The 12,005-nt window shown below is 67.6% G+C and carries 7 protein-coding genes and 1 pseudogene; 7 read left to right on the top strand and 1 reads right to left on the bottom strand.

Features of this window, described 5'->3' with window-relative positions:
* Nucleotides 1-3 precede the first annotated feature (3 nt).
* The 6 genes and pseudogenes from CWT10_RS12455 to CWT10_RS12430 all read left to right on the top strand — a co-directional run bounded on the left by CWT10_RS12455 (nt 4) and on the right by CWT10_RS12430 (nt 9,845).
* Nucleotides 4-1,470 carry a DUF3375 domain-containing protein gene (locus CWT10_RS12455; RefSeq protein ID WP_103063000.1) on the top strand — a complete coding sequence of 489 codons (1,467 nt, stop codon included), beginning with the start codon at nt 4-6 and terminating at the stop codon, nt 1,468-1,470.
* Nucleotides 1,467-2,249, top strand: a complete 783-nt coding sequence (locus CWT10_RS12450) for a DUF4194 domain-containing protein (RefSeq protein ID WP_103063001.1) — start codon at nt 1,467-1,469, stop codon at nt 2,247-2,249. The genes CWT10_RS12455 and CWT10_RS12450 overlap by 4 nt, the downstream gene beginning before the upstream one ends.
* The gene (locus CWT10_RS12445; protein ID WP_158247638.1) at nt 2,242-5,625 is read left to right on the top strand and encodes an ATP-binding protein; all 3,384 of its coding nucleotides are present in this window, start codon (nt 2,242-2,244) and stop codon (nt 5,623-5,625) included. The genes CWT10_RS12450 and CWT10_RS12445 overlap by 8 nt, the downstream gene beginning before the upstream one ends.
* Nucleotide 5,626: 1 nt before the next feature.
* Complete coding sequence (locus CWT10_RS12440) at nt 5,627-6,919, top strand: DUF3322 domain-containing protein (protein ID WP_103063003.1); 1,293 nt, start codon at nt 5,627-5,629, stop codon at nt 6,917-6,919.
* Between the two features lie 715 nt (nt 6,920-7,634).
* The gene (locus CWT10_RS12435; RefSeq protein ID WP_244936744.1) at nt 7,635-7,904 is read left to right on the top strand and encodes a response regulator transcription factor; all 270 of its coding nucleotides are present in this window, start codon (nt 7,635-7,637) and stop codon (nt 7,902-7,904) included.
* 294 nt (nt 7,905-8,198) lie between these two features.
* Nucleotides 8,199-9,845, top strand: a pseudogene (locus CWT10_RS12430) (IS1634 family transposase).
* 103 nt (nt 9,846-9,948) lie between these two features.
* Here CWT10_RS12430 and CWT10_RS12425 read toward each other — a convergent pair.
* Nucleotides 9,949-10,719 (bottom strand): SDR family NAD(P)-dependent oxidoreductase, encoded by a 771-nt coding sequence (locus CWT10_RS12425; RefSeq protein ID WP_103063211.1) that lies wholly within the window; start codon nt 10,717-10,719, stop codon nt 9,949-9,951.
* A 346-nt stretch (nt 10,720-11,065) separates the two neighbouring features.
* On the opposite strand from CWT10_RS12425, the gene CWT10_RS12420 reads away from it, so the two are divergent.
* Nucleotides 11,066-11,824, top strand: coding sequence for a class I SAM-dependent methyltransferase (locus CWT10_RS12420; protein WP_233188173.1), 759 nt, complete (start codon nt 11,066-11,068; stop codon nt 11,822-11,824).
* Nucleotides 11,825-12,005: the final 181 nt, after the last annotated feature.

Raw genomic sequence — 12,005 nt, 5'->3', positions numbered from 1 at the left:
CCCATGTCTGCGGTGACCATGGCGTTGGCGCTGCAGCGCCTGCGTGAGCAGTCGCCGATTCTGGCACTCATGCGCCAAGAGACGATGCCCGTTGTAGCCGCAGAGTTGGCCACCTATTTGGGCGGGGAGGATCGGAGCCTACCCGCCGCCGAGCTTTACGAGCTCATCGATGCCGACCTGGAGGAACTACGCCGCCAGGGTTTCGAACTTGACCGCACCGCCCGTGCGTACTGCGCCGACTGGCTGCGCTCCGGCCTGCTGATAAGGCACCCGGCCCCGGCTGGGCGCGGCGAGGTTTTTGAGCTCTCGCCCGCTGGACATGACGCCATCCGCTTCCTGGAGAAGCTGGCCGAACCACGCTCCACCGTCACCGAATCGCGCCTGACCATGATCATGGACGAGCTGGAGCGTCTGGCGCACGACACCGACGACTCCCTCGGCTCCCGCCTGTCCGCCCTGGAAGCGGAGCGTAGACGCATTGATGAGCGCATCGCCCGCACTCGGGCCGGTGACTTCGCACCCGCCGATCCGCGGGTGGCGGCCGCCAGACTGATGGATGTGATGCGCGACGCCCGCGATGTTCCGGCCGACTTCGCACGCGTGCGCCAGTCCATGGCCTCCCTCAACCGCCGCCTGCGTCAGGACCTCATTGAGGACGACTCCCCGCAAGGTGACGTACTTGAAGATGTCTTCTTGGGTGTGGACCGCATTCACGACAGCCCCGAGGGCCGGTCCTTCGATGCCTTCTACGGCCTGGTCATGGACGCCGAGTCGGGCAGCCGCTTCACCGACGCCGTCGACGCCCTCGCCGCACGGCCGCTTACCGAGCACGTGCCCGCGGGCACCATGGCCTACCTGAGCGACTACCTGCTGCGGCTGCAGGAGGAATCCCTGGACGTGTCTCGCACCATGGGCAACTTCTCCCGCTCCCTGCGCCAGTTCGTCCAGTCCCGGCAGTTCGAGGCCTACCGAGAACTGGGGGAGAGGCTGCGTGCCGCCCAACATGCCGGCGTGGAGGCGGCCGGCTCCCTGAGGCTGCTGGACCGCATGGAATGGCAGATGGAGTTGACGACGGCGAGCCTGCGCTCGGTGGGGCGCCTGGCCCTGCACGTGCCCTCCGAGGTGGAGGCGCCCCGGCAGGTCACCACCCGCCGCGGTACCGCCGTGGACTGGCAGACGCTGCACGCCCTGGTGCGCGAATCCGAGATCGACTTCGAGGAGCTACGCGCCAATGTGGCCCGGACCCTGCGCGCCCGCGGTCCGGCCACCATCGGCCAGGTGCTCGCCCAGTACCCCGCCACTCAGGGGCTGGCCTCCGTGGTCGGCCTGTATGTGCTTGGAACCCGTCACGGGAGGCCAACCGGTAAGGACGAGCACGTCTCGTGGCGGCAGGGGGAGGCGATGGTTGCGGCCCGCGTCACCAGCACTTACCGTTTTGAAAACCCCGAGCCCTTCGAGGAGCCGCGATGACCATGCCCACGGACGACGTCGACACCCCGACTGCCATGTCCGCTGTGGCAGAACCCGAAGCCGCCGCCTCTGAGGCATCGGCCGCAGACGACACCCAGTTGGCCGACGCCCTGTGGCCCGGGGACACCGGCACCCTGCCAGCCGAGGTCCGCGCCGTGCTGGTGCGCCTGGTGCAGGGCCCCTACGTCTCCCAGAGCACCGCTCCCAACCTGTGGGCCACACTAGTCGCCCATGAGCGCATCATCCGTTCCCGCTTGGCAGACCTCTTCCTGGACCTGGCTGTGGATCTGGATGAGGAGATCGCCTTCGCCCGCAACGCCGATATCGACGGTGCCGGACCGGGACTCATGCGCAAGGTGACACTCAGCTTCGCCGACACCGCCCTGCTGTTGCACCTACGTCACCTACTGCTGCGCGCCGCGGCGGCGGGGGAGCGCGCCTATGTGGGCATGGAGGAGATGGTCGACAACCTGTCCCAATACCGCGACCCCGGGGATACGGACCTCGCCCTGGTGGCCAGGCGCGCCCGTGCCGCCGTCAAACGCATGGTGGACTACAAGATCCTCACCCCGCTGGAGGCGGACGACCGCTACGAGATCATGCCGATCCTCGCCCTGATCGTCACCCCCGACGTCGTGGCCGGGCTCGAGGCCGAGTACCTGGCGGCCCGCGGTCAACGGGCGGAGGAGACCGGTGACCGGGAGGACACGGCAGCCGACGAGGGCTTTGGACAGGCCGTCGCGCAGGCACCAGCCGATGGGGAGACGACCGATGCCTGATCTCTTCGACGCCCTCGATGCCGCCGATCCCGCCGTGGCAGAACCGGCGCCCGGACAGTACCGACTCGCCGAGATGCAGCTGATCAACTGGGGCACCTTCACCGACCACCATGTGATCTCCGTGCCGCGGCGCGGCCTGCTGCTGACCGGCGAGTCCGGGTCGGGCAAGTCCTCCATCCTGGATGCCATGACCGCCATCATGGTGCCCCCTGGCGAGGCGCGTTTCAACGCCGCCGCCTCCGGCACCACCACCGGGGACCGTGAACGCGGCCTGATGTCCTATGTGCGCGGCGCCTACCGCAAACAGTCCGACGACGAGACCCAGGAGATCCGCACCGCCCACCTGCGCACCGGCCCCACCTGCTCGGCCATCTCCATGACCTGGACCAATGGCGCGCCTGTCGGCGCCGGGGAGCACACAGCCGTTACCACCGTCAGTGCCGTACGCGTGTTCCACGTCAAGGGCTCCTCCCTGTCCGCACAAGACCTGTCCAGCGCCTTCGTGCTACTGGACGGCCCGATCGACCTGACCGAGTGGGTCCCGCTGATCCACCGGGGTATCAACGCCCGGCGCATCACCAGTGCCTTCCCCAGCGCCCAGGTATCCGGCCGCTACCCGAACTTCGGTGCTGCCCTGCGCCGCCGACTGGGTATCGGCACGCTTACCGCGCAGCGGCTGCTGCACCGCGCCCTGGCCGCTAAGTCGTTGAACTCGCTGGATGCGCTGCTGCGTACTTTCATGCTGGACGAGCCCGACACCTTCAACCTGGCCGATACCGCGGTGGAGCAGTTCGTCCAGCTGCGGGCTGCCCACGCCGCCGTGGTTGACGCCCGCAAACAGGTGGAGGTGCTAGACCCGCTGCGCCAGGACTGGAAACGTCGCGAGGCCGCCCAACGCACCCGTGACCGGGCCCGACATCACCAGGACCTGCTGCCCGTGTACGAGGCTCGCGTCAGCCGCGAGGAGGCTCAGCACGAGCTGGAGCGCATCCACGCCCGGCGCACCGACCTGGACGCCCAGCTAATGCAGCTGCGAGCCGACCTGGAGGCCAACGAGGCCGATCAGCAGACCATGCGCGATGCGATCATCCAGGGTGGTGGCGGCAGACTCACCGATGCGGAGAACGCCCTGGAGGCAGCCGAGGCCGATCTAGATCGCAGGCGGCGGGCCCACCGAGACTACGCGGATCAGCTGGCGCAGCTGGAGGTGGATCCGCCCGCCAGCCGCGCCGAGCACGCCCGCGTCACCCGCGTACTGCAGGAGGAGGCCGACCATCTCGCCGCGGTCCAGGACGCGGACCGCCTGGCCGAACCGATTGCCCGACGCGCCGAGGCCGACGCCCGGCTGAGTGCGCTCAGGCAGGAACTGTCCTCGCTGGCTCGCCGCCGCTCCCGCATCGACTCTCGCCGCAGCGAACTGCGCGACCGCCTGGCCGACACCATCGGGCAGCCGCCGGCCGCACTGCCCTATGCCGGTGAGCTCGCCGATATCACCGCCCCGCAATGGGCCGGCGCACTGGAGCGGCTCATGGGCGGATTCGCCCGCACCCTGGTGGTTCCTGAGGCACTGTTCGAACAGGTCGCGCGGCTCATCAACGACCAGCACCTGGGGATGCGCCTGGAGTTCGTACGCGCTGACCTGACCGACACCCGTGTGGAGTCGACCGATCCGCGGGCCGCGGCACGCAAGCTCGCCGTCGCCCCGGGACGTTTCGAGAAGTGGATGCGCGCCGAGCTGTCGCGGCGCTTCCCGCATGTGTGCGTCGACGACGTCGCCGAACTGTCCGCACACCGCCGGGCCCTGACCATCCAGGGGCTGGTGAAGGGCGGTTCCCGGCACATCAAGGACGACCGTTTCCGCATTGACGACACCTCCCGTTGGGTGATCGGCACTCGCAACGAGGAGCTGGTGGAGGAGCTGCGCGGGCGTCTGGCCCGGGCCGAGCAGGATCGTGAGCGGGCACAGCAGCGAATCGCCTCCCTGGAGGAAGAGCGCCGCGAACGTGTGCGGCGCGCCAATGCCTACACGCGCGTTGCCGCGGTCGGTTGGGAGGAGATCGACGTTGCCGCAGGCCAGGAGCGTGCCGCCCGCCTGCGTGCCGAACTGGACACGCTACGCAATGCCCTGGAATCGGCGGACAAGGAACTAGCGCCCCTACGCCGTCGTCATGAGCAGTTGCGTGAACAGGGACGTATCCTGCACGCCGAACTCGAGGAGAGCCTGGCCACGCGGGGGAGCCTGGAGGAGGCGGCGCGCCGCTGCGAGCGGACCATCTCCGACGCCGAGCAGCTGCTGGCCGGACGTGAACTGACCCAGACTGAGGCGCAGGAGCTGCAAGAGCGACTGCGTGCGCATGGACGCACCCTGAACCGGGCGAGCATCGGCAGACTCGTCGGTCTTGTCCGCCAGGACCTGCAAACCGAGGAGAGACGCGCCCAAGGCGCCCTCGGCGCCGCCGAGAACCGGCTCCTGCGCCAGCAGCGCCTGTACGCGCAGCAGTGGCCCGGCCGCGCCGTCAACCTGGTGCCCGACGACGTCGCCTCGGTCCCCGACTTCCTGCTGCTGCTCGACCAGTTGCGCTCCGACCGACTGCCGGAGTTCGAGGAGCGCTTCCACAAGCTGCTGGCGGAACAGTCGCAGAACAACCTGGGGCAGCTGGCCTTCCGAATCCAGGGCTCCGACCGCCAGGTGCGTAAACGCATCACGCCGGTCAACGAGTCGCTGGCCGCCACCCCCTTCGACCGCGAGAAGCAGCACTGGCTGCGCATCGAGACGCGCTCATGCCGCTCCGGGGAGGTGACGGAGTTCCTCGCCGACCTCAAGGCCATAACCGAGGGCGCCTTCAACCGGGATGATGCCGCCGGAGCCGAGGCACGCTTCGGAAGGATGAACGCCCTGCTCGAGCGGCTCGGCTCCGCCGAGACCACGGACCGCAGCTGGCGGCGTCGAGTGCTAGACACGCGCCTGCACATCACCTTCGTGGCCGTCGAGTACGACGACTCCGGCGCCATGATCGACGTCTACGAGGGCAGTGGCGGCCGCTCCGGCGGGCAGGGGCAGAAGCTGGTCACCTTCTGCCTGGCAGCGGCGCTGCGCTACCAGTTGGCCGATGCCGGCGCGCAGGCGCCCCGCTACGGGACCGTCGCCCTGGACGAGGCCTTCGACAAAACCGACGTGAACTTCACCCGGGCGAGCCTGGAGGTCTTTGACTCCTTCCGTTTCCAGCTCGTGCTGGCCACCCCGTTGAAGATGCTGCAAGTGATTGGCCCGCACGTGGGCGGTGCCGCCACCGTATCCAACCCCACCGGACGCGACTCGCAGATCGGACAAATCCTCATTGAGGACGGCGCCCCCGCCGAGGACGGGAAGAGCTGATATGCCGGGCACGGCAATGCGTTCCCCGCAGGAGGTGCGCGAGCTGCTCGCCGTGCGCTACCGGCGCGGCGTCGTGACCTGGCTGGCGGCGGCGGGAACCGCCCCGAATTGGCCTGTGGCGCTGCCGCTGCACCCGCCCACCGCCGCGCAGGCCCGCAGGGACCCCGCGCACGTCGCCAGCTGGATCTCCGCCTGGGAGAAGGCCGACTCCGGAACCCTGCCCTGGCGGGTGAACTTCGAGGAACGCGCCTGGTCCGGCTTGGGTCGGCAGCTAGTGCCGGTGCGAGTGGAGATCAACGAGCCCCGGGCGGTGGCGCAACTGACCGGGAACCTGGAGGACTGGGATCTGCTCAACGGGCGCGTTAATCACCTAGCCCACCAGTGGGGAGCGGATACCGACGCCGCGCGGGAGGCCTGCGCGACTGCTGTCGGTCAGGTGCTGGCGGCGGTGCGCAAATGCGACGCGGAGAACTTCGACCGGGCACTGCGCGTCATCGACTGGATGGCCGCCCACCCCGATTCCGGCATGTTGCTGCGCCAGGTACCCGTGGAGGGTATGGACACCAAGTGGTTGGAGCGCCACCGCTCCCTGGTGCAGACGCTATTGGCGGCCCGCCGGGAGCTGGACGCTCTGCCCGGCGGTCGGGATCTGGGCCTGCGCCAGGAGACGCGGCCACGCGACGTGATAGTGCTTGATCCGGCGCTGCGCCCCCGGGCGCCGGGCATGCCCGCCGGTTCCGCCATCCGTCACCTGCGGATTGACTCTGAGCAGCTGGCAGCCATGTGGACGGCCGGCAGCCGCCCGGCCCCAGGGGTGGTCGTCGTGTGTGAGAACCGGCAATCACTGCTGTCGCTGCCGGACATGGAAGGCGTGATCGCCATACACGGGGGCGGTTACGCCGTGGACGTCATGGGCGCACTGCCCTGGGCTACCAGACTGCCCCTGGTGTACTGGGGCGACCTGGACCAGGACGGCTTCGCCATCCTGGATCGAATGCGTCACCACCACGGCGACGTGACCTCAGTACTCATGGATACCGCCACACTGGATCGTCACCATAGTCTGTGCGTTCCTGATCCGCACCCGCAGGCAGGTCGCTTGACCCGGCTGACAGCAGCGGAGGAGCAGACGCGTACTGCTCTGCTCGACCGCGGGGGAGTGCGTTTGGAGCAGGAGCGCATCGCCTGGGACTGGGCCGAGCCTCACCTGCGTGCCGCCGTAGTCGCCGTCGGTGCATCGGCGGGCGAGTACCGAGCGGATCATTACGACGATTCGTCCCAGAGGGTGATCTAGGCCCATAGACTCACCGCATCATCAGTACCGGTGGCAGCTAAACCGGCTCTTCCGGTTTTGGGGGTGTGGTGGTGGGGTTGTCGCGGGTGTGTGTCGGGGTGGTGGTGGCGTTCGTCCTGCGCCTATGTATGTGCTGCACGACCTTGGTGTGTTGTACGACCACTCCGGGGGCGTGGGACGCGCATGAGGGCTGTGTAGCGTTGCCGGCGATCGCCCGCCCCAGCACGTCCGCGGTCGTGGAACGCGCACGAGGGATGTGTAGCGTCGCCCAGGGTCGTGCAAAACGTCGCCCTGGCACGCCGCCGGGAGTGCCCGGCGCCGGCATGTTTCCCGCCCCTGCCTGGGTGGCGTGGGCAAGGCGTGCTGCTCCCAGGCGCTCGTGGGCGCCCTTTCGTCCAGGGATTTGGACCGCCCGCTCCCAGTTGGATCGCCTGCCTGCGGTTGGACCGGGCTCCTGCGGTTGGACCGTGTCTGGGGTTGGACCGTCTCATACGCGCTGTTATGTCTCGGACGCGCTTTCAGACGGCCTAACAGAAGAAGCCTGCTCCAAGTGCGGGGGTCCCGGTGCGAGTGCGGGGGTTTCGGTGCGAACACCGAGCGGTTGATGGCGGGCCTGCCCACGACATGCCGGACCGAGGCACCGCGCTCCGGTCGATAGCCCGTGGTGGTTCGGCGGAGGGCTTGGCTGCGAGGTCGTCTTCGGGCTGACAAGGACGTGTTCGCCCGGCTGCTTGATCACTGCCTGCCCGCTGCGACCTCCTCGACTGCGCGCTTGGAGACCCTGACCTCGCGGCAACGCGAAGTGCTCACGCTGATCGCCCGCGGAATGTCGAACACCGAGATCGAGGCGGAACTTGGGATCACCCGCGCCACCCGTCGCAGTCACGTCACCGCCCTGCTGTCGCGACTGGGCGCCCGAGACCGGGCGCAACTGGTGATCGCCGCCTACGAGTCCGGGCTGGTGCGGGCCGCGAAGCAGCCGTAGCTGTCATGGAATGCAGCACTTTCGAACGTCGATCGTTCTCGGTGGAGAGTCGAACCGCATGATTACGCGTCTGCTGCCTCCGATGTGGGTTTGGTGTGGTGGGAAAGTGCTGCATTCTGTGCCACTTTCGACGCAGTTGCCCGCCGCCCGGCCGCCTGCTTGAACGAAGTGGCTCGGACCTGACTCGTGCCGTTTTTGGTGACATGACGTCGGGATCGGGGTTTTTCGTTGGTGTGGCGTGGTTGGGTTGGTGGTCGTGGGGCACCAATCCGGTGGCCTGTAGAGTGATGGGGTGTGAGCCGGTATGTTCGTAAGGTGCGTACCGCTTCTGGTGCTACGGCGGTGCAGATCGTGGCTAAGGAGCATGGTGTGCGCCGGATTGTGGAGCACCTGGGCTCAGCGCACGACGAGGCGGAGCTGGCGGCCCTGATTCAGGACGGCAGGGAGACGATCCGGGGCGGCCAGGGTGTGCTGGACCTGGCCGGCCTGACACCTCAGGCCGCCGGCCAGGCCGCGCCGGCGGTGGCGGAGGCTAAGCGTTCGGTCCTGCTGTGGGATGTGCTAACGGGCGCGTATGAGACGCTGGGCCTGAGTGAGGCTACTGGTGGGGATGAGAGGTTTATGCAGATGGTGCCGGCCCGTCTCGTGGAGCCCACCAGTAAGGAGCAGGTCCCCGCCGTGCTGGGCGAGCTCGGAATTGACGCCGTAACCCCACGCTCCCTGTTCCGGTCCCTGGCCCGCTGCATGACCGGTGACTACCGCTCCCGCATTCAGGCGGCCTGCCTGCGGCACGTCACCGGCCGCGGCGACCTCAGTCTGTGTTTGTATGACGTGACGACCCTGTACTTCGAGGTCGAGAAGGAAGACTCCCTGCGGCGGGTGGGCTACTCCAAGGAGCGCAGGGTCGACCCACAGGTCATTGTGGGGCTGCTGGTGGACCGGACGGGCTTCCCCCTACAGATAGGCTGCTGGGAGGGCAACAAGGCCGAGACCAGCACGCTGATCCCCATGATCCAGGAGCTGCGGGAGGCGTCGGGGATCGAGCACCTGGTGGTGGCGGACGCTGGCATGCTCTCAGCCGGCAACCTTTGGGCCCTTCATGATGCGGGTATGGGCTTCATTGTGGGCTCGCGCATGACCAAGGCGCCGGCGGACCTGGCGGCGCACTTTACCTGGCATGGGGACGCCTTGGCTGACGGGCAGGTCATAGACACCATCACCCCACGTAAAGGTGCCACCAGCAGGGAACGCGACCGGAACGTCCGCGATGAGCCCGTCTGGAGTGCTCAGGCGTATCCCGGGTCGTGGCGGGCGATCTGGGCCTACAGCGCGCGCCGGTTCGCCCGGCACCAGCAAGACCCTCACCGCGCAGGAGAACAAGGCTAGGGCGGTGGTCGCCGGCCAGCGGCGCCCCAAGGCCACCAGGTTCGTCACCACCCGTAAGGGCGACCAGGTCCTGGACGAGAAGGCTCTGGCCCGCGCCAAGCGGCTGGCCGGGCTGAGAAGGCTCTGGCCCGCGCCAAGCGGCTGGCCGGGCTGAGAAGGCTCTGGCCCGCGCCAAGCGCCTGGCCGGGCTGAAAGGCTACGTGAGCAATATCCCCGCCACCGTGATGCCCGCCAGCCAGGTGATCGCCTCCTACCACGAGCTGTGGCACGTAGAGCAGTCCCTTGCGCATGTCCAAGCACGACCTGAAGGCCAGACCCGTCTTCCACCACACCCACCACGCCATCCAGGCCCACCTCACCGTCGTCATGGCCGCCTTGGCCGTCGCCCGCCACCTACAAGCCGCCACCGGCATCACCATCAAACGGCTCGTACGCGAACTGGGACCACTCCAAGAAGTCACCATCACCATTAACGGCCACCACATCACCGCCCAACCCCAGACCACCCAGACCGCGCAGCAAATCCTCAACAACCTGAACACCGCAGGGCACTAAAGTGAGACGACTCAGGCCAGGTGACCGGCTGCCCCCCCCGGTGGAAGGTGGTTACGCGCCATCTGAACTGGTCGCTTGGCGGCATAGTTCTGCCACGGGAAGGCTAGAGGAAGGCGCCGTTGCAGACCTGGATCACCTGACCGCGCACGGCCCGGCCCATCTTTGAGGCCAGGTATAGGCACGCATAGGCCTGGTCCATCGGGTCGCACTCCGGACCGGGGAAGTAGACGTAATGCTGAGAATGCTCCAGCATTTTCTTTCCCCCGGGCTGCTCGCCGGCCTTGTTGGCCACATGTGCAGGCGTCACCGTGGCACCGGGGGCGACGGCGTTGCAGCGGATATCGGTGTCGTTAAGCAGCATGGCCACGTTCTTTGTCAAAGTGTTCAGCCCGCCCTTGGTGGAGGTATAAGCGGCGCCGCAGAAGGGCCGCTCCCCGTTGACCGAGGAGATGTTGATGATGCATCCGGCGTTCTTGGGCCGGAAGATCTTCAGTGCTTCGCGGATGTAGCGCATGGGACCGGCGAGGTTGGTGTTCATGACGTAGAGCATCCAGTCGTCGTCGGTGTCATCGATCGTCTTCTGCTCACCGATGCCGGCGTTGTTGATGAGGATGTCCAGGTCGCCGAACTCCTCCAGCACGCGGGCGAAGACTCGCTCGGTGTCCTCCAGACTGGTGACGTCCGCAACTATGCCGACCGCCCGCCCGCCCTTGGCGCGAATGGCTTCAACGACGTCGTCGAGTTGCTCGGCATGGCGGGCGGTGACGGCTACGGCGGCTCCCTCGTCGGCGAACAGCTCGGCCATTGTGCGGCCCATCCCGTAGCTGGCCCCGGTTATCAGGGCGACCTGGCCCTTGAGCATCTGTGCTTCCATGACTGCTTCGTCTCCTTCAGTGCGGGCGTGGTGGCAGGCGTAAATCGCCTGCTGCTTCGCCTGGCGCCCGGCATCGGTCTTGATGTTAGGCGGTGCGGCGAGGAACGCGCCTGGCCCTGGGAGTACTCCTCGGCGGTGGTGACGAGCGCATCTGAGCTGTGCTGGGCACGGTGGCAATAGGTGTGCGCGGCACCACTTTATGGCTTCGGCGTGAGGTGAGGCTAAACTTTTGCACATGGCAGACCAACGTCCTATTTCCGAGGCCAGTGGCACTCCCGAGGCGACTGAGCCGGTGACTGTTCCCGTCAGCTCATCACAACCGCCCCTGCCCTATGCCGACCGTCCGATGGCCAGTGCGCCCGGTCACTGGGTGCTGGCTCGTGCCGGCAAGCGCGTCCTGCGCCCCGGTGGTGCCGCACTGTCCACGGCCATGCTGGGCCGTGCTCGTCTGGCCGGTGCTGACGTCGTTGAACTCGCCCCTGGACTGGGGCGCACGGCGGCGGAGATTATTGCCGCGGCCCCGGCCTCGTACACAGCCATCGACCGGGATCCCGATGCCGCCCGGCGTGTGGCTGCGGTGGTCGGCGACCGCGGCATAGTCAAACAGGGTGAGGCCGCGCATACCGCGCTGCCCGACGCCAGTGCCGATGTGGTCATCGGTGAGGCCATGTTGACCATGCAGAGTGATAAGGCCAAAGCGGCGATTGTTGCGGAGGCGGCCCGGGTGCTGCGTCCTGGAGGGCGCTACGCCATTCATGAGCTCGGTGTGGTCCCGGACGACATCGACCAGACCCGCTATACCGAGCTGCGCAAGGACTTGGCGCGCGCCATTCACGTCAACGCTCGCCCCATGACGCAGGCCTCCTGGCGGCAGCTGCTCCAGGATGCCGGCCTCGAGGTCGACTGGGTCGGCACGGCCCCCATGGCACTGCTCAAGCTGGGCCGTAATCTGCGCGACGAGGGGCTGGGCGGCTTCGCCCGCATCGCCCGCAACGTCCTGACCGACTCCGAACTGCGCCGTCGTGTTTTGCTTATGCGACGTACCTTCAAGCGCTACGAGCAGGACATGGTGGGCATCGCCCTGGTGGCGCACAAGCCCGAATAGAGCGTGTTGCCGCAGCCGTCCGGCACGCCTGCGAAGCGGAGCGATCGCGAATCGGTGCCGACATCCAGACTGGAGGGCTGCTCATCGCCGTCACACTGTGATGAGCATCACGTCGACTAGGTGTGTGCGGGTCTTGACGCGTGCTTCCTGACTGTGGCTAACATCTTATCGCGCTCCAGTT

The sequence above is a fragment of the Actinomyces qiguomingii genome (assembly GCF_004102025.1).
In the GTDB taxonomy this organism is placed as follows: Bacteria; Actinomycetota; Actinomycetes; order Actinomycetales; family Actinomycetaceae; genus Actinomyces; species Actinomyces qiguomingii.
Note: the sequence above shows the minus strand (reverse complement) of the source record. Positions and strands in the feature narration are given on the sequence as shown.

Coding starts and splice junctions, on each gene's coding strand:
- CWT10_RS12420 (WP_233188173.1), top strand. CDS start 11,066: ATGGCCAGTGCGCCCGGTCACTGGGTGCTGGCTCGTGCCGGCAAGCGC.
- CWT10_RS12445 (WP_158247638.1), top strand. CDS start 2,242: ATGCCTGATCTCTTCGACGCCCTCGATGCCGCCGATCCCGCCGTGGCA.
- CWT10_RS12425 (WP_103063211.1), bottom strand. CDS start 10,719: ATGGAAGCACAGATGCTCAAGGGCCAGGTCGCCCTGATAACCGGGGCC.
- CWT10_RS12450 (WP_103063001.1), top strand. CDS start 1,467: ATGACCATGCCCACGGACGACGTCGACACCCCGACTGCCATGTCCGCT.
- CWT10_RS12440 (WP_103063003.1), top strand. CDS start 5,627: ATGCCGGGCACGGCAATGCGTTCCCCGCAGGAGGTGCGCGAGCTGCTC.
- CWT10_RS12455 (WP_103063000.1), top strand. CDS start 4: ATGTCTGCGGTGACCATGGCGTTGGCGCTGCAGCGCCTGCGTGAGCAG.